Origin of the sequence: Planomonospora alba, from assembly GCF_039534085.1 — a bacterium.
In the GTDB taxonomy this organism is placed as follows: Bacteria; Actinomycetota; Actinomycetes; order Streptosporangiales; family Streptosporangiaceae; genus Planomonospora_B; species Planomonospora_B alba.
In genome coordinates this window covers 34,912-55,013 of sequence record NZ_BAAAUT010000032.1, presented here as the reverse complement: position 1 = coordinate 55,013, position 20,102 = coordinate 34,912, and the positions used below count along the sequence as shown (strand labels likewise).

Genomic DNA, 20,102 nt, shown 5'->3' with positions numbered 1-20,102 from the left:
ACGCTCGGCGCCTGACGCCCGGCGCGTGACGTGTGACGCCCGCCGCCGGGAGCCGCCCGCCGTCCGCGGCCGGCGACGGGCTCCTTCCGCCGTGTCGCCCGGGAAACCGGGCCCGGCGGCCGCCGCTCGGGTACGTTGGGCCCGGTGAGGGATCAGCACGCGGGGACGGCGGGGCCGGAGCACGGCCACCGGCCGGGCGGGCGGACGGCGCCCGCGCACCAGGGCGTTCCGCCGGATCGGCCGCACGGCGTGCGGCCGATCCGGCCGCGGACGAGGGCGCTGGCCGCGGCGCTCGTCGGCCTGTCCGTCGCGGCCTGCGGCTGCACCGGTTCGCCGGGAGCCGCCTCCGCCGCGCCGGGGGCCGCCCCCGGCCCGGCCGCGGCCCCCGCGACACAGGTGCCGCAGGCGGCCCGGGAGCGGCCGGAGACGGCGGGGGCGACGGAGACCGCACGCCGCGATCCCGCCCTGCCCGCTCCCGGCGAGGCGATCCCCAAGGACCCGGTACGGCTGGCCCGCGCCCTGACCGGCACCGCCGAACGGCTGCGGCAGGCCATCGACGACTGGAGGCGCGAGGGGAACCCCGCCGAGGGGCGGGCTCCCGAGCCGGTGGCGCTGCTGGCCCTGTACCAGCAGCGCGTCTACCGATACCTCGCCCGCCACCCGGAGACCGCCGCCCGCACCTACGCCAGGCTGCCGAAGGCCGTGGCCGGGCCGGCGAAGGCCGACGTCACGGCCATCAGGAAGCTGCTCACGCTCGTCCACCCCGTCAGCAGGCCCGCCAGGTTCCGCGTCAAGGAGCCCGAGCCCGCCGACGTCCTGCTCGGCCACTTCCGGCACGCGGAGCGCCGCTTCGGCGTCGAGTGGGAGGTGCTGGCGGCGGTGATGCTCGTCGAGACCAAGTTCGGCCGCGTGCGGTCGCCGAGCCACACGGGCGCCAAGGGCCCCATGCAGTTCATGCCGCGCACCTGGGAGGCCTACGGGATGGGCGGCGACGTCCACGACACCCGGGACGCCGTGCTCGGCGCGGCCAACTACCTGCACGCCTCGGGGGCGCCGCGCAACTACCGGCGCGCGCTGTACGCCTACAACCACTCCTGGGCGTACGTCGACGCGGTGCTGCTGCACGCGCGCCAGATGAAGCGGGACATCAGGAACTACTACGCCTACTACAACTGGCAGGTCTTCGTGGTGACCACCCGCGGCGAGCGCCGTCTCACCGGTCCCTGACGGGGCGGGCGCCCCGGCGGTCCGGCAATTGGTTTGCGGCATGGAATCGGGTGGCACACGATAGGCGTTGTAATGACTGCCCGCTCATGACGCGGGCCGTGCCGGGCATCCTTAGGGGTGACAGCGCCGACTACCGGAGGACGTACCCACACCGTGACCGCAACCGAAAGATCCGTCCAGCTCGTCAGGATCGCCGCCGAGGCCGCAGCGGACAAGCTGGCCGACGACATCCTCGCCTATGACGTGAGCGACCAGCTCGTCATCACCGACGCGTTCCTGCTCTGCTCCGCCACCAACGACCGCCAGGTCCGCGCCATCGTCGACGAGATCGAGGAGCGGCTGCGCGTCGAGGCCGACGCCAAGCCCGTCCGGCGCGAGGGGGAGCGCGAGGGACGCTGGGTCCTCCTGGACTACGTCGACATCGTCGTGCACGTCCAGCACGAGGAGGACCGCACCTTCTACGCGCTCGAGCGCCTGTGGAAGGACTGCCCCCTGATCACCCTGCCGGAGAGCGTGGCCCAGGTCGCCGCGCAGCGTGCCAGGACGGCGCCGGCGAAGGACGCTCTGTGAGGCTGCGGCGCGCGCCCGCCGGAGGCACCGGCGGCGCGGTGAGCCGCGCCGCCCGCCAGGGGGCCGCATGAGCCGCCGTGTCGTCTGCCTGAGGCACGGTCAGACGCTGTGGAACGTCGAGCGCCGCTTCCAGGGCCACACCGACATCCCGCTGGACGAGACCGGGGTCGCGCAGGCGGCCCGGGCGGCCTCGCTGCTGGCCTACCTCCGGCCCAGCCTGATCGTCTCCTCCGACCTGCAGCGCGCCCTGCACACCGCCAGAGCGCTGGGCGGTGTCACCGGGCTGGAGGTGGCCGTCGACAAGGAGCTGCGCGAGCGCGGCGGCGGCGAGTGGGAGGGCCTGACCCGCGAGCAGATCTCCGAGCGCTGGCCCCGGGAGTTCGCCGCCTGGGAGGCCCCCGGCGGTGAGGACGTCGCCGACGTCGCCGACCGGGTCTCGGCGGCGATCCGCCGCTGGGCCGCCAGGATCGAGCCCGACGGGCTGCTGGTCGTGGTCTCCCACGGAGCCGCGATCCGCCTCGGCATCGCCAGGCTGATGGGCCTGCCCCAGGAGCACTGGCCCGCCCTCGGCGGGCTGGGCAACTGCTCGTGGTCGGTGCTGGAGGAGGGCCGCAAGGGCTGGCGCCTGATGGAGCACAACGCCGGGACCCTGCCGGAGCCGGTGCAGAGCGACGACAGCCCCGAGGCCACCCGGGCCTGACCGCACACCGTACGGCCCGCCGCCCGCAGGACCGGGCGGCGGGGCCGTGCGGGCGCCGATTAGGTGAACGGGGCGATCTCCCTATATGCTTCCGGAGCGCCGCAACGAGAGCACTCGGAGCGGTGACCAGGGGCTATGGCGCAGTTGGTAGCGCGCTTCCATGGCATGGAAGAGGTCTGGGGTTCGAATCCCCATAGCTCCACACGGAAGGTCGTTCCCGAGACGGCCTGAAGGAAGTTGACGAGATCCCGTCCGATCACCTCGATCGGGCGGGATCCCGTCGTTTCCCGGCCGGTGCGGCCGCCGGCGGGCTCGTCCGGGCGGGTGCGGCGGTCACGGGGAAGGGCGCGGGCGGGGCACGGCCAGTCCCCTCCTCCCGCAGACGCGTGATGTCTTCTCCGGCGACGCGGACGACGCCCGACTGCGGCCGGTCCAGCCCTGACGTGCACTGGAGCAGGGTGCTCTTCCCCGATCCCGAGGGGCCTGCGGCGGCGGTGAAGCTGCCACGGGGAAACCCGACGCTGACCCGGCGGAGCGCGACCACCTCGGTGACGCCTCCGCCGTATGACCTGGTCACCTCTTCGAGGAGAACCGCGTCACAACCTATGATCATGAGTTTGCTGAGCGCCGCCGCCGGCATCAATCCGGTGTCGCCCTGAGCAACCTCTGAGGCATCCGGTAGGGACGAGCGGTTCGCGTCGGGCGGTCCGATGAGGGCGGGAAGCGGTCGTCCGCCGTGCGGGAAGTGATCTCTCGCACCGTCCCCGCGCCCCGGATCAGGCCCTGTCGTGAGCGCTCCACGCGGAGGGGGTCCTCTGGCCGGCCGGGAGGACGCCCGGAGGACGCCGGCGGGATCCCGCCTCATCCCGAGCGGACGGGATGCCGGCGTTCTGGGATGATCACCGCATGGTCTCGATGATGACCGAACGGCTCCTGCTGCGCCGGCCGGGCGAGGAGGACGTCGAACCGCTCGCCCTGATGAACGCCGACCCCGAGGTCATGCGGTACATCGGCGACGGCTCGGCCCTGCCGCCGGACCTCGACCGGACCGCGGCCGGGCTCGCGCGCGTCCGGCGGGAGTGGGACGAGCGCGGCTTCGGCATGCTCTCCGTCGTCGTCCGCGAGACCGGGCGGTTCGCCGGGTGGGTGACCCTGACCGTGCCGGACTTCCTGCCGCAGGTCCTGCCTGCGGTGGAGATCGGCTGGCGGCTGCGGCGTGAGTGCTGGGGGCACGGCTACGCGACCGAGGCGGCCGGCGAGCTGCTGCGCTTCGGGTTCGCCGAGTGCGGGCTGGACCGCGTCGTCAGCATCCGGCACGTCGGCAACCTCCGCTCGGAGCGGGTGATGGACAAGCTCGGGATGCGCTTCGCCTTCGAGACCGTGGTGCCCGCCCACGGGCGGCCCGTCGCCGTCCATGAGATCACCAAGGCCGCCCACGACGCCCTGCGGGTGCGGCCGGCCGACGGCTGATCGCGGGACGGCGGCCGGCCCGCACCGCGCCGTCTAGGATCGGGCCATGCCCCTGACCGCGGACGACGTCGACCGGTTCGAGGCCTCCAGGCCGCGCCTGGAGGCCATCGCCTACCGCCTCCTCGGCTCCGCGGGCGAGGCCGAGGACGCCGTGCAGGAGACGTTCCTGCGCTGGCAGGCCGCCGACGTCGACCGCATCAAGGTCCCCGAGGCCTGGCTGACGAAGGTCCTCACGAACCTGTGCCTCAACCAGCTCGCCTCCGCGCGGGCGCGCCGGGAGACCTACGTGGGCCGGTGGCTTCCCGAGCCGCTGCTCGCCGGGGACCCGATGCTCGGCCCGGCCGACACCGCCGAGCAGCGCGAATCGGTCTCGTACGCGGTCCTCACCCTCATGGAGCGCCTCTCCCCGAACGAGCGGGCGGTGTACGTGCTGCGGGAGGCCTTCGACTACCCGCACCGGGAGATCGCCGAGATCCTCGACATCACCGAGGCCGCCAGCCAGCAGCTCCTCCACCGCGCCAAGAGGCACGTCACGGGCGGCAGGACCCGCGCCGGGATCGACGAGGCCGCGGCCCGGCGGGTCGTCGAGGAGTTCCTGGCGGCCGCCGCCAGCGGCCGGATCGAGCCGCTCGTGCGCCTGCTCACCGAGGACGCCGTCGCGATCGGTGACGGCGGCGGCAAGGTCCCGGCCCGCGCCAAGGCGTTCGAGGGCGCCGTCGCGGTCGCGAAGTTCCTGAGGGGCCTGTTCAAACCGGGGAGGTCCAAGCGCGCGCTGGTCGGCGGTGCGCCCGAGGTCCACGTCTGGACCGCCAACGGCGAGCCCGCCGTCGTGGCCGTCGTGGACGGCCGGGTCGTCGGCGTCATGTGCCTGGAGATCACCGCCGAGGGCATCGCCGCGCTCCGCAGCCAGGTCAACCCCGACAAGCTCGGCCGCGCGACCGCGCGCTGGGCGGCCGCCGACCGCGGGGAGCCCCTGTTCACGATCATCTGATCGCCGTGTGAGGTGTTTCACACCGCGTTCCTGTCAGGAAACGGCGGGCCGCCCGGTTCAGGTGGCGAACCGCGCGAGACAGGAGCAAGGGCATGCAGCACCGCATCATCGTCCTCGGAGCCGGATACGCCGGAGCCAGTGCCGCCGGGCGCCTGGCCAGGCGGCTGCACCGCGAGGACGTCGCCGTCACCCTCGTCAACGCCGAGCCCGACTTCGTCGAACGGGTCCGCCTGCACCAGCTGGCGGCCGGCCAGGACCTCGCGTCCCGGCCGCTGCGGGAGATGTTCGCGGGCACCGGCGTCGAGCTGAGGGTCGCGAGGGTCACCGGTGTCGACGTCGACCGCAGGACCGTCGCCGTCGTCGACGCGGACGGCGCCGGAGAACTCGCCTACGACACGCTCGTCTACGCCCTCGGCAGCGGCTGGGACGCCCAGGGCGTCCCCGGGGCCGCCGAGCACGCCCACGAGATCGCCGGCCGTCCCGGGGCGCTCCGGCTGCGCGAGCGCCTGGCCCGCCTCGGCGCGGGACGGTCCGTGGTCGTCGTCGGCGGCGGCCTCACCGGCCTGGAGGCCGCGGCCGAGATCGCCGAGGCCCGCCCGGACCTCGACGTCGCCCTCGCCGCCCGCGGCGGCCTCGGCGACCGGCTCTCGCCCAGGGGCCGCGGGCACCTGCGGAAGGTCTTCGCCAGGCTCGGGATCACGGTGCACGAGCACGCCGAGGTCACCGGCGTCGGAGCCGACCACGTCACCCTCGCCGGCGGCAGGGTCCTGCCGGCCGCGGTCACCGTGTGGACCACCGGCTTCGCGGTCCACCCGATCGCGAAGGCGACGGCCCTGGAGACCACCGGCACCGGCCGGATCGTGGTCGACGGGACCATGCGCTCGGTCTCGCATCCGGACGTGTACGCCGTCGGCGACGCGGCCATGGCGGCGGGCCCGGGGGGCAGGCCGCTGCGGATGTCGTGCGCCTCGGGGATCCCGACCGCCTGGCGGGCCGCCGACGCGATCGCGGCGCGGCTGACCGGCGGGAGGCCGCCGAGCACGCCGATCCGCTACGTCAACCAGTGCATCTCGCTGGGCCGCGGCGAGGGCTTGATCCAGTACGTCACCGCCGACGACCGCGCCGTGCGGGCGGCCCTGAGCGGGCGGCTCGCCGCCGTCTACAAGGAGCTGGTCTGCAGGGGCGCGGCCTGGGGCGTCGCCCACCCGACGCTCGGACTGCCGGCCCGGCGCCGGCGCGTCGCGCGGGACCGGGCCGGGGCGGGTCCGGCCGTCACCCCGGCGTAGGGGGCGCCGTGCCCTTCGCGGGGCCCGCCGGACGTCGTCCGGCGGGCCCTTGTGCGTCTCCGCGGGTCCGTCGCACCGCGGAGACACGAGGGGCGGCCGGTCGGGGGAGGCCGACCGGCTCGGTTGCGGCGGGCGCCGGTCTCCACCATGGCGGATCCCCGGTGGGGAGGAAACCGGCTTTAGCCGCCTTTAAGGCCGTTTTATGGGGGCCTTCAGGAAGCCGTGCTCCGGCGGGACCAGCGGCTGCCGACCAGCCGCCGGGTCGTGCGCGGAGGATGGGTCCGCGGCTCGGTGCGGAACCAGAGCTGGACCCGTGCGCCGCCGAGGGAGGACGAGTCGATCCGCAGGTCACCGCCGGAGGACTGGGCGAGCCTGCGGGCGATGTCCAGGCCCAGCCCGGTGGAGCCCGCGCCGCTGGCCCCGCGCCGCAGCGCCGTCTCCGGGTCGGGGATGCCCGGTCCCGCGTCGGCGATCAGCACGCCGACCGTGCCGGAGCCCTGGTGCAGGGTCACGGTGAAGGCGGTGCCCTCGGGGGTGTGCCGGAAGACGTTGCCGAGCAGCGCGTCCACCACCGCGCTGAGCTCGCCGGCCGGGACCGGGACGCGGGCGGGCGCGTCCGCGCCGATCAGATCCCACGGCCGCTGCTGGTCCTCGGCGAGGGCGGACCAGAAGGTCAGCCGCTCGCGCAGCACCTCGGCCGCGTCGCAGGAGACGGCCTCCGGGGCGCGGGAGGGCGCGCGGGCCGCCGCGATGATCTGGTCGACCTCCGCCTCCAGCCGGGCGAGGGAGTGGCGGCTCTGCTCCGCCTCCGGGCCCAGATGACCGAGACTGAGCCGCAGGGCGGCCAGCGGGGTGCGCAGCCGGTGCGACAGGTCGGCGGCCATCTCGCGCTCGGCGGCCAGCAACTGGACCACCCGGTCGGCCATGGTGTTGAAGGCCTCCCCGGCGGTGACCAGCTCGGGCGGGCCCTCGGGCCGGATGCGGACGCTGAGGTCGCCGGAGCCCAGCGCGCCGGCCGCCCGGCCCAGGCGCCGGGCCGCGCGCACCACGCGCGCGCCCAGCCGGTCGGCGACCAGGACCGAGCCCGCGACCAGCACCACCGCGAGCCCGGCCAGCACGCCCCAGGCCTGGGCGACGCCCCGGGTGAGCTCCTCGGCGGGCACGAAGACCTCGACGACCACGGTCCGGCCGCCGTCCAGGGCCACCGGACGGAGCAGGAGGTATCCGGCTCCGGTCTCGACGGTCTCGGCCCGGGTCCGCCGGGAGACCGCGGCCACCACCGAGGCGGGCGCGCGGACCGCGCCGACCGTGCCGCCGTCGGGCAGGTGCACGGCGATGCGGTCCTGCGCTCCGCTGCTGGCCAGCGCGTGCGGCAGGCGGTGGGGGTCGAGGGTGATCGCCAGGACCGGGACGAGCGCCGAGGCCTGCCGCTCCGCCGCGGACAGGGCCCGGTTGTGGGCGGTCTCCTTGACGATGATCCCGAGAGGGATGAGGAAGGCCAGAGCGATCATCGAGGCGCCGGCGAGGGCCAGCAGCGCGAGGGTCCGTCTCATGGCGGCGTGACGAGCATGACGCCGACACCGCGCACGGTGTGCAGGTAGCGGGGGGCGGAGGCGCTCTCGCCGAGCTTGCGGCGCAGCCACGACAGGTGGACGTCGATGGTCTGGTCGTCGCCGTAGGACTGCTGCCACACCTCGGCGAGCAGCTCCTTGCGGGAGACCACCCGGTCGGCCCGGGCCGCGAGGTAGGCCAGCAGGTCGAACTCCCGCCGGGTCAGAGTGACCGGCGTGCCGTCCAGGGTGGCCTCGCGCCGGTCCAGGTCCACCGCGAGCCCGCCGACGCGGATCGCCTTCGACGGGCCGGCGGGCCGCGCGCGGCGCAGGACCGCCTCCAGCCGGGCGTTCAGGTGGTCGCCGGAGAACGGCTTGACGAGGTAGTCGTCCGCGCCGGCCTGGAGCAGGCGGACGATCTCCGCCTCGTCGTCCCGGGCGGTCGCCACGATGACGGGGACGCTGGAGATGCTGCGTACCATCTTCAGTGCCTCAGACCCGTCCAGGTCGGGCAGGCCGAGATCGAGGATCACCGCGTCCGGAGGGTGCTGGGTGATCTCCCGCAACGCGTCGAGAGCACGCCCCGCGCTGCGCACGGCGTGCCGGCGCCGGCCCAGTTCCTGGATGATCGCGGAGCGTACGTGCTCGTCGTCTTCCACTACGAGAACGGTCGCCATGGGGCGTAACGGTAGTGAACAAAGAGACATCTGGGGTAATAATTCACCGCATGCGACAGAAGCTGGGGTTCATCGCGGTATGGCTGGGAGCCACCGTCCTGGCGGCCTGGGTCGCCTGGTTCGGCGTCCGCGACGTCCTGCGCAGCGAAGTCGTCGACGACATGAGCGTCCAGCCGATCAGCGCCGTGGACGACGGCTCGGGGACCGTGGCCCTCCTCCCGCCGGGGGCGACCGGGGAGTCCACCGCGCCCGTCGGCCGGATCGGCACGCCGACCTCCTCGTCCCAGCCGGACGGCCGCACCCGGACGAGGTCACCCGCCCCCACCTCGCAGAGCACCCCGGAACGGGTGGAGCGGACCGGTTCCGCACCCCGGGCGTCCGTCCCGCCGGAGCGGGCGCCGGCCTCCGGCGCCCCCCGGACGAGCGCGCCCGCCCGGACGAGCGCACCGGCCCGGACGACGGCGCCCCCCAGGACCTCCGCGCCGACCGCGCCCGCCAAGACCTCCGCCGCTCCGACGTCGGCCGCCAAGGCGGCCTCCGACGGCGACGTGCGGGTGGTGAACCTGAAGGGCGGCTCGGTCTCGTTCGTCATCGAGAACGGGGTCTGCCGACTGATCTCGGCGGCGCCCAAGGCGGGCTACGAGACCAAGGTCTGGGAGGGGCCGGGGTGGATCCGGGTGGACCTGACCCAGGGCGAGCGCACCTCCTCCGCCTTCTGCATCGGCCACGAGAACCGCACCGACTCCTGGGAGGCGTGACCCGGCCGGCTCCGGGAGGGGCGGGTCAGGCGGGCCGGGGCGCGCCGCGGCGCGGGGCGGCGGCCCGGCCGGCCCCGGTCACGCGGTACCGCCGGGCGGGGGCTCCTCCAGTTCGCGGAGCCGCGCCCCGGCCTCGGCGATGCGGTCCTCGCCGAAGACCGCGACGCCGTGCCGTTCCAGCAGCGCGGTGGTGACGCCCCGGCCGGGCAGCAGGCGGCCCCGGAAGGTGCCGTCGTAGACGGCCAGGCTCCCGCAGGAGGGGCTGCCCTCCTTCAGGATCGCGATCCTGGCGCCGGCCGAGCGTGCGGCGGCGAGGGCGGCCCGGGCGCCCGCGAGGAACTCCGCGGTGACGTCGGTCCCGTCGGTGGCGATCACCCGGGCGTCGCCGTCGAGCACGGCGGCCCCTCCGGCGCCGCCCTCGATCTCGGCGGCCGGCCGGGGGACGGGCAGCCCGCCGGACACCTCCGGGCAGAACGGGACGAGCCGTCCCTCCTGCCGCCAGCGGGCCAGCAGCGCGTCGCCGCTCGTCTTGGCGCGTCCGTCGTAGCGGACCTTGCGGCCCATCAGGCAGGCACTGACCAGGATCTTCTCCACGCACCTCAGGGTACGCGCCCGGCTCGGGGACCGGCGCGGGCGCGCAGTACCCTTCTTTCCATGTCCGCAAACCCCGGAGTGGCCCGATGATCGATCCGCTCGCCATCGGCCTGATCGTGTTCGCGCTGGTGATCGCGCTGGGCAGCCTGCTGACGACCGCGCTGAACAAGGCGATGGGCACGGTGCTCCTCGTCGCGCTCGGCCTGCTGGAGATCGGCCTGCTCGTCCAGGCCGGGTTCGTGGTCGCGGGGCTGGTCGGGGGGGAGGGGCCGGACGACACGGCCACGCTGATCGGCTACACGGCCGGCACCGTGGTGATCCCGCCGGTCGCGGCGTTCTGGGGTGTGGGCGAGCGCTCCCGCTGGGGCCCGGCCGTGATCGCGGTCGCGGGTTTCGCGATCCCGGGGATGGTCGGACGGATGCTGCAGATCTGGCAGGGAGTGGCATGAGCGAGCGGGCAGGGGAGAAGGATGCCGCCGTGGAGGCGCGGGCCGGGGCGGGGGACGGGGCGTCCGCCGCCGGGCACGGCGTCGGCTCCGGGCCGGGCCGGGTCCTGGTCGCGGTCTACGGTGTCTTCGCGCTGGCCGCCGGAGCCCGGGCGGCCGTGCAGATCGCGCGGCAGTTCGACGAGGCGCCGCTGGCCTACGCGCTGTCGGCCTTCGCCGCCGCGGTGTACCTGCTGCTCGCCGTGGCGCTGGGCCGGGGGATGCGCCGGCTGGCTCTGGCCGCCTGCGGCATCGAACTGGCCGGGGTGCTGGTCGTGGGCACGCTGAGCCTGGTGTACCCGGAGGCGTTCCCGGACGCCACGGTCTGGTCCGGATTCGGCAGCGGTTACGTCTACATCCCGGTGGTCCTTCCCCTTCTGGGCCTGTACTGGTTGTCGCGCCGTAAGTAGTTAGCCCGGCGTACGGCTGGGCAGTGCAGCCTCCCGAACCCGAAAGAGAGGGAGGCAGACCGTGAGCACGATCGAGCAGTCCATCGACGTGAACGTGCCGATCCGCACGGCGTACAACCAGTGGACGCAGTTCGAGAGCTTTCCCGAGTTCATGGAAGGCGTCGAGTCGGTCAAGCAGCTGAGCGACACCCGGACGGCGTGGATCGTGGAGATCGCCGGCGTCCGGCGCGAGTTCGAGGCGGAGATCACCGAGCAGCACCCCGACGAGCGGGTGGCCTGGAGGTCCGTCGAGCGGCCGCACCAGGCGGGCGTGGTGACCTTCCACCACCTCACTCCCGGCACCACCCGGGTCACGCTGCAGATGGAGTACGACCCGGAGGGCTTCGTCGAGACCGTCGGCGACTGGCTGCAGATCGTCCGGGTGCGGGTCAAGGGCGACCTGGAGCGTTTCAAGGCGTTCATCGAGGCGCGCGGCGCCGAGACCGGCGCCTGGCGCGGGGATGTCCCCGGCCCGCAGGACCGCGGCACCGGCGCCCTCGGCGGAGGACTTCCCCCCACCGCGCCGGGCGGACCGATCTGATGTGAGCCGCTGGGCTTCCGGGCCCGGGTTCCTCTCTGTCAGCGGAGAGGGGCCCGGGCTTTCACATTGTCACGGATCGGTCAAGCCAGGAACAAACCACGGTTTCGGTCCTGTTACCGTGTGAGTCATCTGATCATCCCATGAATGCATGATCCGATCATGACCCGAGAAGGAGGACCGAACCCGCATGAGCGTGCTCACCCAAGAGACCCGGGGCCGCGCAGGGGGAGCGACAGGATCCCTCGCCTGGCTGCTCGTGCTGGGAATCGTCCTCGCCGCGCTGAACCTGCGCACCGCGGTCACCAGCGTCGGACCGGTCCTCGACCAGGTCTCGGCCGCCCTCGGCATGTCCGGGGCGACGGTCGGCCTGCTCACCACGCTGCCGGTCCTCATCTTCGCCACGGTCGGCGCGGCGACCCCGCCCCTGGCCCGCAGGGCCGGCGAGCACCGGCTGCTGCTGCTCGCCCTGCTCGCGCTCGGCGCGGGCCTGGTGATCCGCGCGGCCGCCGACTCGACCGAGGTCTTCCTGCTCAGCAGCGCGCTGGCGCTGTCCGGCGGCGCGGTGGGCAACGTGCTCATCCCGACCCTGATCAAGCGCCACTTCCCCGGCCGGGCCGGGACCATGACCACGGTCTACACCACCGCCCTCGCGGTCGGCACGATGCTCGCGGCCGCCGCGACCGTGCCGATCGAGCAGGCCGCCGGAGGCGACTGGCACCTCGCGCTCGGGGTGTGGGGCGTGCTGGCCGCGGTCGCCGCCCTGCCCTGGCTGGTGCTGCTGCGCAGCGAGCCGGAGGCCGCCGGCGGCACCGGGAGCCTGGGGCCGGCCGTACTGCTGCGCAGCAGGCTGGCCTGGGCGGTCGCCGCCTACTTCGGCACCCAGAGCATGGTGGCCTACATCATGTTCGGCTTCCTGCCCCAGATCCTCGTCGACGGCGGGCTCAGCGCGGGACAGGCCGGTCTGCTGCTGGGCGTCTTCACCGCGATCGGCATCCCGGTCTCGATGGCCGTGCCCGCGATCGCGGTGAGGTTCTCCGACCAGCGGCCCGTGGTGGCGGCGTTCGCGGCCTTCTACGTGGCCGGCTTCCTCGGCCTCTGGCTCGCGCCCGCCTCCTGGGCCTGGGCGTCCGCGGTGCTGGTGGGCATCGGGATGGGCTCCTTCCCGCTCGCACTGACCATGCTCGCCCTGCGCACCCGCACCCCCGAGGCCACCGCGGCGCTGTCCGCCTTCGGGCAGAGCGCCGGGTATCTCATCGCGGGCGCCGGCCCCCTGGTCGTCGGCGTGCTGCGCGAGGCGACCGGGGGCTGGACGGTCCCCTTCCTGCTGCTGTTCGCGGTGGTCGCCGTGCAGTCGGCCGCCGGCTGGTACGCCGGCCGCACGCGCTACCTGGAGGACGAGCGGCCGGCCCGCGCCCGCTGACCCGGCGGCCGGGGACCGCGCCTCCTCGGGGGCGGCGCGGACCCCGGCTGCCATCATGGAGATCATGCAGACCACTCAGTTCACGGCGTCGACACGGGTCACCTATCCGGCCGGGGGGACCCGGGGGCGCTCGGAGGTGGCGGCGGTCGTGCCGGTGGGGGACCGGTACGGGGTGGTCGTCGCCGAGACCCCCTTCCACCCGCTGGACCACACCTGGCCGGACCAGCCCGCCGACACCGGCACGATCGCCGGGCGGCCGGTGGGCGACTGCGTCACCGGGGCCGTGGAGCACGGCACGGACACCGTCCACCTCGGCGGGGACATCCCCGTGCGCCGGGGCACCCCCGGCTGGCACTGGCTGGTGGTGCACGTCACCGACGCGCCCCTGGAGGGCGAGGTCGAGCTGGAGGTGGACCCGGGGGTCCGCCGCTCCCTGTCGGCCGGGCACACCGCCTGCCACCTGTCCGCCCTCGCGCTCAACGCCGCGCTGTCCGGGCGCTGGCGCAAGGAGGCCCCCGCCGACGCGCTCGGCAACCCCGACTTCGACCAGGCGGCCATCACCGCCTCGCGGATCGTGCCCGGCGGCAGCCGCGACGTCTACCGCCTGGGCAAGTCGCTGCGCCGCAAGGGCTTCACCGCCGACGGGCTCGCCGAGGAGCTCCCGGAGATCGCCGCGCGGGCGGGCGAACTGCTCAAGGAGTGGGTCGCCGCCGACGCCCCGGTCTGGATCGACAGCCCGGGGCCCGAGCTGACCGCCCGCCGTACCTGGCACTGCGGCCTGCCCGGCGGGGAGGCGAGCATCCCGTGCGGCGGCACGCACCTGGCGCGCACCTCCGAGCTCGGCGCGGTCGCCGTCGCGCTGGAGCTGTCCGCCGACGGCTCCGAGCTGACCATGCGCACCACCACCGGCTGACGGCCGGGGCGGTCAGGCGGGCGCGGGCGCGCCGACCGCCCGCAGCGCGGACCGCGCCGCGGCCAGCGCGCTGTGCGTGGAGACCTCGCTGAGCAGGCCGGGGGCCGCGACCGAGTCGCCCGCCAGCCAGACGCCGCCGCCCCGGTCGATCGCCGGACGGTCCCGCCAGCAGGTGCCGGGCAGGTCCAGCGCGCCGGTACGGGCGCCGGCGACCGCCTCCCGCCGCCAGACCGTGCGCTCCCGCCAGCGGGGCAGGGCGCGATCGGCCAGGCGCTCCAGCCGGGCGAGCCCCCCGGCCTTCGACTCGCCCGCCCGCAGCGGCATCTGCAGCTGGGCGAGCGTGTGCCCGGCGGGGGCGAGCGTGCGGTCCACCAGGCCGTACTGCTCGGCGAACCCGCCCTCGTCCAGGTCGAAGACGGCGAAGGCGTCCCGGGGGCCGCGCACGAGGCCCAGGTCCAGCAGGACGGCCCGGCCGCTCTCCCAGCGCAGCGACCCGTCCCCGAGCAGGTTCCCGGCCGCCTCCAGCGAGGTGGCGATGATCACCGGGGTGTCCTCCGGGAGGCGGTCCACCCGCGAGCCGGTCTCGATCCGCACGCCGAGCCCCCGCGCGCGGGCGGCCATCCGGTCGATCACCCGCTGCCAGCCGCCGACGACGTAGCGGGGAGCCGGGTACTGCGGGGCGGCGGCCCGCAGCACCCGTTCCCAGACGAAGGCGGCCGACAGCCGCCCCGGGTCGGCGTCGAAGGTGATGACGCCGACGAGCCCGCAGGCCGCCCGCATCGCCTCCTCGCCGAAGCGCTCCGCGGCCCAGGTGCGGAAGTCCCGCTCCACCGGGGCCGCCGCCTTCCGCTTGGTCAGCGCGCTCACCAGCGGCCAGGGCGGCGTCAGGGCGAGGCGGCCGCCGTGCCGGAAGCGCACGCGGGCGAGCTCGCCGAGCGTCGGCCTGCGGAACGGCTGGACCAGCCCGCGGGCCGCCATCCAGCGCCACGGCGCACCGTCGGAGTAGAACACGTGCGGTCCGTCGTTGACGATGTACGGCGCCGCGGAGGAGCGGGCCCGGCCACCGAGGGACCGGTGGGCCTCGTGGAGGGTGACCCGCGCGCCGCCCTCGGCGCACGCGATGGCCGCGGTGAGCCCGGCGAGCCCGCCCCCGATGACTGTGATCTCTCGTCTCATGCCCTCACGACGCACCGGCGGCGGTCGTCCGTGACATCCGGCGTCGCGTCCGGCCTCCGGGGAGGGCGGTGGAACCGGGGAGCCGGGAGGAGGGCGGCGGAAAACCGTTTGCCGGGACGCGGCGCCGTACCGGAGCATGGCAGGCATGTTCCGGCACGCCCTCCTCGCAGCGCCCGCCACCGCGGGCGCCGCGGCGCGTGCCTCGATGCCCCTCGGCGGCGCGGAGCGCTGACCTCTTCCCGTGAGTCCGGGTGACCCGGCGGGGAGGGGTCGGCCGTACGCGCGGGTCACCGGGGAGACGAGCAGCGAAGGAAGGGAACATGGCCGGCAGGGCCGACCGGACCACAGGGTCCAAGAAGGTCTACACGCGCACCAAGCCGCACCTCAACATCGGCACGATGGGGCACGTCGACCACGGCAAGACCACGCTCACCGCGGCGATCACCAAGGTGCTCGGCGACCGGGGCGGCGCCGAGTACGTGCCGTTCGAGCGGATCGACCGGGCGCCCGAGGAGGCGGCCCGGGGCATCACCATCAACATCTCCCACGTCGAGTACGAGACCGCCACGCGGCACTACGCCCACGTGGACATGCCGGGCCACGCCGACTACGTGAAGAACATGATCACGGGGGCGGCGCAGCTCGACGGGGCCATCCTGGTGGTCTCCGCGCTGGACGGGATCATGCCGCAGACCCGCGAGCACGTGCTGCTCGCGCGGCGGGTCGGGGTCGAGCACGTCGTCGTCGCGCTCAACAAGGCCGACGGCGCCGACCCCGAGCTCGCCGACCTCGTCGAGCTGGAGCTGCGGGAGCTGCTCGACGAGCACGGCTACCCCGGCTCGCCCGTGGTTCGGGTCTCCGGCCTGCGGGCGCTGGAGGGCGACCCCGAGTGGACGGCCTCCGTCGGGCGGCTGCTGCAGGCGGTCGACGACCACGTGCCGGTGCCGGTCCGCTACACCGACGCGCCGTTCCTGCTGCCGGTGGAGAACGCGCTCACCGTCACCGGGCGGGGCACCGTGGTCACCGGGGCGATCGAGCGCGGCACGGTCGGGGTCGGCGACACCGTCCAGGCCGTCGGCCTCGGCGAGGGCTTCACCGCGGTGGTGACCGGGGTGGAGACCTTCGGCAAGACCATGGAGCGGGGCGAGGCCGGTGACAACGCCGCGCTGCTGCTGCGCGGGATCCGCCGCGACCAGGTGCGGCGCGGCCAGGTGCTGGCCGCCGTCGGCAGCCAGACGGCGCACCAACGCTTCACCGCCCGGGTCTACCTGCTGGCGGCCGCCGAGGGCGGGCGGAGCACGGCGGTCGCGACCGGGTACCGGCCGCAGTTCTACCTCCGCACGGCGGACGTGCCGGGCCGGATGGAGCTGCACGGGACGCCGAGCGCGCTGCCGGGGGAGACGGTCGAGGTGACCGTCGAGCTCGGCAGGCCGGTCGCGCTGGAGGCCGGGCTCGGCTTCGCGATCCGTGAGGGCGGCCGGACCGTGGGCGCGGGGACGGTCGTCGCGGTGCCCGGCTGAGCGCTCCGGCGGCTCGGCGGTGCCCGGCCGATCCTCCGGGGCCGGCGGTGCCCGGCCGAGCGCTCGGGGCGGGCCCGCACCCTTCGCGGGCGTTCCCTGGAGCGGCCTGCGGGCCGCCCGGTCCCCTCCGGTCCGTCACGCGGGCCGGGGAGGACCGAGCGGCGGCCGGGCCCGCCCGCCGGAGCCCCGGGACGGCCGGTGGTCCCCGGGGAGGGAGAGACGGGACAGCTTCTCCGGATTGGAGATCAGGTAGACCGTCCCGACCAGGCCGTCGCGGAGGAGGAGGGAGAACACCGTGATGGGCCGCCCGCCGGCGGTCGCCACGGCGGCCGGGGCGCCGTTCACGTCGGTGAACTCCACCGCGATGCCGTCCGGCGCCCGCACGCCCAGGGAGTCCAGGAACCGCCGGGCGCCCGCGTCGGTGGCGATCGCGGTGAGGAGGCGCGCGATCTTGAGGGGGCCCTCGACGGCCCGCAGCGGGGCCCTCGCCCTGCCGCCGCCGTCGGCCACCAGCGTGGCGTCGCCGGCGAGCATCGCGACCAGCCCGTCGAGGTCGCCGTCGACGCACGCGCCGATGAAGCGCTCGGTGATCCGGCGCCGGCTCGCCCGGTCCGCGTCGAACCTCGGCCGCCGCTCGCCGACGTGCCGTCTGGCCCGGTGCGCGAGCTGGCGGACCGTCGCCTCGGAGCGGCCGATCGCCTCGCCGATGTCCGCGTACGGCAGGCCGAACGCCTCCCGGAGCACGAACACCGCGCGCTCCAGCGGCGAGAGCGTCTCCAGCACCACCAGCAGCGCCAGCTCCACCGACGTGGTCAGCTCCACCCGCTCGGCCACGTCGGGCACCCGTCCCGCCGGGTCGGCGGTCACCGGCTCGGGCAGCCACGCTCCGACATAGGACTCCCGGCGGGCCCTGATCCGCCGGAGCCGGTCGATGGACAGGCGGGTGGTGACCCGGATCAGGTAGGCCCGGTCGTCCTCGACGGCGGAGGTGTCCGTGCCGGACCAGCGCAGCCACGCCTCCTGGACGACGTCCTCGGCGTCCGCGACGGTGCCCAGGATCCGGTAGGCGACGCCGGTCAGCAGGTCGCGGTGTTCCTCGAAGCGTTCGACGGCCATGAACACACAGACGTACCACGGCCGCTCCCGCGTGACATGCCCGGCATCTTCCCCGCCGGGAGACGGTGGCGCGAGGCGGGTCCGGAGTGGGCTAGTATTTCTCTGCGTCGCAAGGGGCTATGGCGCAGTTGGTAGCGCGCTTCCATGGCATGGAAGAGGTCTGGGGTTCGAATCCCCATAGCTCCACGCGGGGCCGTCGCCGAAACGGCCCGAAGAGGATTGACGAGATCCCGTCCGATCACCCGATCGGGCGGGATCTCGTCGTTCTCCGGGCCGGTGCGCCCGCCCCGCGCAGCCGTGGCCCGGCGGCCCCGTCCTCACCGGTTCAGCGGTGCGCGATCCCGCCCGGTCCCGCGGTGCGCGGCCGGAGTCCGGGCGTCGACGCGGTAGCCGCTGGCCTGGGTCTCGAAGAGACGGGCGTAGCCGCCGCCCGCGGCGACGAGGTCGTCGTGGGTTCCCCGCTCGACGATCCTCCCGTCGCGGAGCACCACGATGAGGTCGGCGTCCCGGATCGCGCCGAGCCGGTGCGTGACGAGCAGGCTGGTGCGTCCCGCCCGGTGCTCGCGCAGCCGCCGGTGCACCTCGTGCTCGGCCTGCGCGTCGAGCCCCGAGCTGGGCTCGTCGAGGACGAGCAGGTCGCGGTGCCCGCGCACCAGCGCGCGGGCCAGGGCCACCCGCTGCCACTGGCCTCCGGAGAGCACCACCCCGGCGTCGTCCTCCGGGCCGAGGAAGATCCGGCTCAGCAACGTGTCGTATCCCTGCGGCAGGGCCCGCACGACCTGGTCGGCCCCGGACAGCTCGGCGGCGTTCTCGATCCTGGCCCGGTCGGACATCGCCTCGACCTCGCCGACGCCGATGTTCTCCGCTGCGGTGAGGTCGTAGCTCATGTAGTCCTGGAAGAGCACGCCCATCCTGGCGCGCAGCTCGGCCGGAGGCACGTCGCGGATGTCCACGCCGTCCCAGAGGATCACCCCGCGGGACGGGTCGTAGAAGCGGCACAGCAGTTTGATCAGCGTGCTCTTCCCCGCCCCGTTGAGCCCCACCAGCGCGACCGACGCGCCGCAGGGGATCGTCAGGTCGACGCCGCGCAGCACCCACGGATGGCTCTCGCCGTACCGGAACCACACGTCGCGGAGCTCGATGCCGCGCCGGAGGGCGGGCAGCGCGACCGGCCCGCGCGGTGAAGGGAGGTCGTCGGAGAGCGACATCACCCGCTCGTGGTGATCGAACAGGAGCAGTGCGTGGCTCGCGTTGGCCGCGTTCTCCACGGTCGCCACCAGGGCGGCCTGGGTGCCGGCCACGGCGGCGGCGAAGGCCGTGACGTCGCCCAGCGTCAGCCGCCCGGTCAGGGCCAGGTGCACCGCCCAGACCAGTCCCGCGCCGCTGACCAGGGCGGACAGCGCCGCCAGCGCCGACTGCGTGAGCGCCTCCCGCCCGTCCAGCCGCCGCTCGGCCGCCTGCATCGAGGTGAGCTCGCCGATGACCCGGCGCCGGAGGAAGTCGCCGAGCCCGAAGAGCCGCACCTCCTTGGCGGCCTCCACGTCGGTGATCAGCGAGGAGTAGAAGATCTGCCGCCGGGCCGCCGCCGACTGCCCGGCGATCATCTTGACCCGCCGCTTCTCCAGGGACATCCTGGCGGCCAGGACGGGCAGCGCCGCGACGGCCACCAGCCCGGCCATCAGGGGGCTCATCACGGCCAGCGCGCCGAGGAGCCCGATCAGGGTGATGACGTTGCGGCAGAGATCGAACAGGCCCGAGGTGACCGGGCCCATCGCGCCGCCGGTGGCCTGGGCGGCCATCCGCAGCTCGTCGAGGAAGGCCGGATCCTCGAACCGCGACAGTCCCTGGAATCCGTTCACCCTCGTGTACAGGCGGTCCTGCAGCAGAAGGTCGAGCCGGCGGTCCGACTCGGCCCGCAGATAGGCGGTGACGTGCGGCAGCACCCCGGCCGCCAGCCCCAGCGCGACGAGCCCGGCGACCGGTGCCGGCACCCGGTCCGCGGGGCCCGCCACCAGCCCGTCGACGAGCAGCTTGGTCACCCACACGGTACCCGTGGGCAGCAGTCCGGCCACGACGGTGACCGCCAGCTGGGACGCCGCCAGCGCGGGTCCCGCGCGCAGGCACAGCGACCCCAGGGCGGCGGCCCGGCGCACCCCTCCCGCGGTCATGCCGTCGTCGCGGCGGCGAGCCCGGCGAGCTCCGTGTCCGCGGCCACGACCCTGCCCTCCGGGTCGGCCCGCAGGAACGTGGGGAACGCCTCCACGCCCAGGGCGTGCGTGAGACGGCCGGCCTCCTCGCCCGTGATCACACTCGACACGCCGCCGACCACGGCGGCGAGCTCGCCGGCCTTCGCGCCGTCGCCGTTGACGACCGCCAGGGCGGGCTGCCCCTCCGCCGCCTCGGCGAACTGCGGCGCGCGCTCGTGACACGTGTCGCAGCCGACGTCGAAGAAGCCCACCAGGCGCGCACCCGCCGCGGCCTCCGGCAGCGTACGGCCGACCAGCACGCCGGGGTCGTACGGCATGAACGCCGAACGCCCGGACAGGCGCTCCAGCTCGGCGGCGTGCTCACGGAGCCGGCGGAGCAGACCCAGGGTGACAAGCAGGTTGAGCAGGCACAGCAGGCCGAAGAACACGACGGCGGCGACCAGGAAAGGCAT

At 74.9% G+C, this 20,102-nt stretch carries 21 protein-coding genes and 2 tRNA genes; 15 read left to right on the top strand and 8 right to left on the bottom strand.

Features of this window, described 5'->3' with window-relative positions; genetic code table 11:
- Positions 1-144: 144 nt before the first annotated feature.
- From ABD823_RS20200 to ABD823_RS20185, 4 genes are all read left to right on the top strand, one after another.
- Positions 145-1,227 (top strand): lytic transglycosylase domain-containing protein, encoded by a 1,083-nt coding sequence (locus tag ABD823_RS20200; protein ID WP_344861842.1) that lies wholly within the window; start codon positions 145-147, stop codon positions 1,225-1,227.
- Between the two features lie 153 nt (positions 1,228-1,380).
- Positions 1,381-1,797, top strand: a complete 417-nt coding sequence (gene rsfS, locus ABD823_RS20195) for a ribosome silencing factor (protein WP_344861840.1) — start codon at positions 1,381-1,383, stop codon at positions 1,795-1,797.
- A gap of 67 nt (positions 1,798-1,864) precedes the next feature.
- Positions 1,865-2,497, top strand: coding sequence for a histidine phosphatase family protein (locus ABD823_RS20190; protein ID WP_344861838.1), 633 nt, complete (start codon positions 1,865-1,867; stop codon positions 2,495-2,497).
- A gap of 129 nt (positions 2,498-2,626) precedes the next feature.
- Positions 2,627-2,699 (top strand) — tRNA-Ala (locus tag ABD823_RS20185).
- Positions 2,700-2,753: 54 nt separating this feature from the next.
- Here the strand turns inward: ABD823_RS20185 and ABD823_RS20180 are convergent.
- Positions 2,754-3,110 (bottom strand): ATP-binding cassette domain-containing protein, encoded by a 357-nt coding sequence (locus tag ABD823_RS20180; protein WP_344861906.1) that lies wholly within the window; start codon positions 3,108-3,110, stop codon positions 2,754-2,756.
- Between the two features lie 293 nt (positions 3,111-3,403).
- Between ABD823_RS20180 and ABD823_RS20175 the strand changes: the two genes are divergently transcribed.
- The 3 genes from ABD823_RS20175 (at position 3,404) to ABD823_RS20165 (ending at position 6,244) form a co-directional block, all read left to right on the top strand.
- Positions 3,404-3,967: a GNAT family N-acetyltransferase gene (locus ABD823_RS20175; RefSeq protein WP_344861836.1), complete on the top strand. Its 564-nt coding sequence runs from the start codon at positions 3,404-3,406 to the stop codon at positions 3,965-3,967.
- Positions 3,968-4,013: 46 nt separating this feature from the next.
- Positions 4,014-4,958, top strand: coding sequence for an RNA polymerase sigma-70 factor (locus ABD823_RS20170; RefSeq protein WP_344861833.1), 945 nt, complete (start codon positions 4,014-4,016; stop codon positions 4,956-4,958).
- A 92-nt stretch (positions 4,959-5,050) separates the two neighbouring features.
- On the top strand, positions 5,051-6,244 hold the full coding sequence (locus ABD823_RS20165; protein ID WP_344861831.1) for an NAD(P)/FAD-dependent oxidoreductase: 1,194 nt from the start codon (positions 5,051-5,053) through the stop codon (positions 6,242-6,244).
- Positions 6,245-6,456: 212 nt separating this feature from the next.
- On the opposite strand, the gene ABD823_RS20160 is transcribed toward ABD823_RS20165, so the two are convergent.
- Complete coding sequence (locus ABD823_RS20160) at positions 6,457-7,797, bottom strand: sensor histidine kinase (RefSeq protein WP_344861828.1); 1,341 nt, start codon at positions 7,795-7,797, stop codon at positions 6,457-6,459.
- Entirely contained in the window at positions 7,794-8,471 is a 678-nt protein-coding gene (locus tag ABD823_RS20155) for a response regulator transcription factor (RefSeq protein WP_344861826.1), read from the bottom strand. Before ABD823_RS20155 ends, ABD823_RS20160 begins: the two co-directional genes overlap by 4 nt.
- A 50-nt stretch (positions 8,472-8,521) precedes the next feature.
- On the opposite strand from ABD823_RS20155, the gene ABD823_RS20150 reads away from it, so the two are divergent.
- Entirely contained in the window at positions 8,522-9,229 is a 708-nt protein-coding gene (locus ABD823_RS20150; protein WP_344861824.1) for a hypothetical protein, read from the top strand.
- Between the two features lie 78 nt (positions 9,230-9,307).
- Here the strand turns inward: ABD823_RS20150 and ABD823_RS20145 are convergent, their stop codons facing one another.
- Positions 9,308-9,823: a 2-thiouracil desulfurase family protein gene (locus tag ABD823_RS20145; RefSeq protein WP_344861822.1), complete on the bottom strand. Its 516-nt coding sequence runs from the start codon at positions 9,821-9,823 to the stop codon at positions 9,308-9,310.
- Between the two features lie 86 nt (positions 9,824-9,909).
- Here ABD823_RS20145 and ABD823_RS20140 point away from each other — a divergent pair, with 86 nt between their 5' ends.
- The 5 genes from ABD823_RS20140 (at position 9,910) to ABD823_RS20120 (ending at position 13,631) form a co-directional block, all read left to right on the top strand.
- Complete coding sequence (locus ABD823_RS20140; RefSeq protein WP_344861820.1) at positions 9,910-10,272, top strand: hypothetical protein; 363 nt, start codon at positions 9,910-9,912, stop codon at positions 10,270-10,272.
- Positions 10,269-10,718 carry a hypothetical protein gene (locus ABD823_RS20135; protein WP_344861817.1) on the top strand — a complete coding sequence of 150 codons (450 nt, stop codon included), beginning with the start codon at positions 10,269-10,271 and terminating at the stop codon, positions 10,716-10,718. Before ABD823_RS20140 ends, ABD823_RS20135 begins: the two co-directional genes overlap by 4 nt.
- A 61-nt stretch (positions 10,719-10,779) precedes the next feature.
- Positions 10,780-11,298 (top strand): SRPBCC family protein, encoded by a 519-nt coding sequence (locus ABD823_RS20130; protein ID WP_344861815.1) that lies wholly within the window; start codon positions 10,780-10,782, stop codon positions 11,296-11,298.
- Between the two features lie 187 nt (positions 11,299-11,485).
- Complete coding sequence (locus ABD823_RS20125; protein ID WP_344861813.1) at positions 11,486-12,718, top strand: CynX/NimT family MFS transporter; 1,233 nt, start codon at positions 11,486-11,488, stop codon at positions 12,716-12,718.
- 64 nt (positions 12,719-12,782) lie between these two features.
- Positions 12,783-13,631, top strand: coding sequence for an alanyl-tRNA editing protein (locus ABD823_RS20120; RefSeq protein WP_344861811.1), 849 nt, complete (start codon positions 12,783-12,785; stop codon positions 13,629-13,631).
- 12 nt (positions 13,632-13,643) lie between these two features.
- Here ABD823_RS20120 and ABD823_RS20115 read toward each other — a convergent pair whose 3' ends face one another.
- Positions 13,644-14,807 carry an NAD(P)-binding protein gene (locus ABD823_RS20115; protein WP_344861809.1) on the bottom strand — a complete coding sequence of 388 codons (1,164 nt, stop codon included), beginning with the start codon at positions 14,805-14,807 and terminating at the stop codon, positions 13,644-13,646.
- Positions 14,808-15,127: 320 nt separating this feature from the next.
- Between ABD823_RS20115 and tuf the strand changes: the two genes are divergently transcribed.
- On the top strand, positions 15,128-16,327 hold the full coding sequence (gene tuf, locus ABD823_RS20110; protein WP_344861807.1) for an elongation factor Tu: 1,200 nt from the start codon (positions 15,128-15,130) through the stop codon (positions 16,325-16,327).
- Between the two features lie 135 nt (positions 16,328-16,462).
- Here the strand turns inward: tuf and sigJ are convergent, their stop codons facing one another.
- A complete protein-coding gene (gene sigJ, locus ABD823_RS20105) occupies positions 16,463-17,443 on the bottom strand; it encodes an RNA polymerase sigma factor SigJ (RefSeq protein WP_344861806.1) in 981 nt (326 codons plus the stop codon).
- 113 nt (positions 17,444-17,556) lie between these two features.
- Between sigJ and ABD823_RS20100 the strand changes: the two genes are divergently transcribed.
- Positions 17,557-17,629: transfer RNA gene (locus ABD823_RS20100), tRNA-Ala, on the top strand.
- A 131-nt stretch (positions 17,630-17,760) separates the two neighbouring features.
- Here ABD823_RS20100 and ABD823_RS20095 read toward each other — a convergent pair.
- Complete coding sequence (locus ABD823_RS20095; protein WP_344861805.1) at positions 17,761-19,611, bottom strand: ABC transporter ATP-binding protein; 1,851 nt, start codon at positions 19,609-19,611, stop codon at positions 17,761-17,763.
- The gene (locus ABD823_RS20090) at positions 19,608-20,102 is read right to left on the bottom strand and encodes a TlpA family protein disulfide reductase (RefSeq protein WP_344861804.1); all 495 of its coding nucleotides are present in this window, start codon (positions 20,100-20,102) and stop codon (positions 19,608-19,610) included. Before ABD823_RS20090 ends, ABD823_RS20095 begins: the two co-directional genes overlap by 4 nt.

Coding starts and splice junctions, on each gene's coding strand:
- ABD823_RS20125 (WP_344861813.1), top strand. CDS start 11,486: ATGAGCGTGCTCACCCAAGAGACCCGGGGCCGCGCAGGGGGAGCGACA.
- ABD823_RS20090 (WP_344861804.1), bottom strand. CDS start 20,102: ATGCCTTTCCTGGTCGCCGCCGTCGTGTTCTTCGGCCTGCTGTGCCTG.
- ABD823_RS20160 (WP_344861828.1), bottom strand. CDS start 7,797: ATGAGACGGACCCTCGCGCTGCTGGCCCTCGCCGGCGCCTCGATGATC.
- ABD823_RS20150 (WP_344861824.1), top strand. CDS start 8,522: ATGCGACAGAAGCTGGGGTTCATCGCGGTATGGCTGGGAGCCACCGTC.
- sigJ (WP_344861806.1), bottom strand. CDS start 17,443: ATGGCCGTCGAACGCTTCGAGGAACACCGCGACCTGCTGACCGGCGTC.
- ABD823_RS20190 (WP_344861838.1), top strand. CDS start 1,865: ATGAGCCGCCGTGTCGTCTGCCTGAGGCACGGTCAGACGCTGTGGAAC.
- ABD823_RS20165 (WP_344861831.1), top strand. CDS start 5,051: ATGCAGCACCGCATCATCGTCCTCGGAGCCGGATACGCCGGAGCCAGT.
- tuf (WP_344861807.1), top strand. CDS start 15,128: ATGGCCGGCAGGGCCGACCGGACCACAGGGTCCAAGAAGGTCTACACG.
- ABD823_RS20180 (WP_344861906.1), bottom strand. CDS start 3,110: ATGATCATAGGTTGTGACGCGGTTCTCCTCGAAGAGGTGACCAGGTCA.
- ABD823_RS20140 (WP_344861820.1), top strand. CDS start 9,910: ATGATCGATCCGCTCGCCATCGGCCTGATCGTGTTCGCGCTGGTGATC.
- ABD823_RS20095 (WP_344861805.1), bottom strand. CDS start 19,611: ATGACCGCGGGAGGGGTGCGCCGGGCCGCCGCCCTGGGGTCGCTGTGC.
- ABD823_RS20175 (WP_344861836.1), top strand. CDS start 3,404: ATGGTCTCGATGATGACCGAACGGCTCCTGCTGCGCCGGCCGGGCGAG.
- ABD823_RS20170 (WP_344861833.1), top strand. CDS start 4,014: ATGCCCCTGACCGCGGACGACGTCGACCGGTTCGAGGCCTCCAGGCCG.
- ABD823_RS20155 (WP_344861826.1), bottom strand. CDS start 8,471: ATGGCGACCGTTCTCGTAGTGGAAGACGACGAGCACGTACGCTCCGCG.
- ABD823_RS20135 (WP_344861817.1), top strand. CDS start 10,269: ATGAGCGAGCGGGCAGGGGAGAAGGATGCCGCCGTGGAGGCGCGGGCC.
- ABD823_RS20120 (WP_344861811.1), top strand. CDS start 12,783: ATGCAGACCACTCAGTTCACGGCGTCGACACGGGTCACCTATCCGGCC.
- ABD823_RS20115 (WP_344861809.1), bottom strand. CDS start 14,807: ATGAGACGAGAGATCACAGTCATCGGGGGCGGGCTCGCCGGGCTCACC.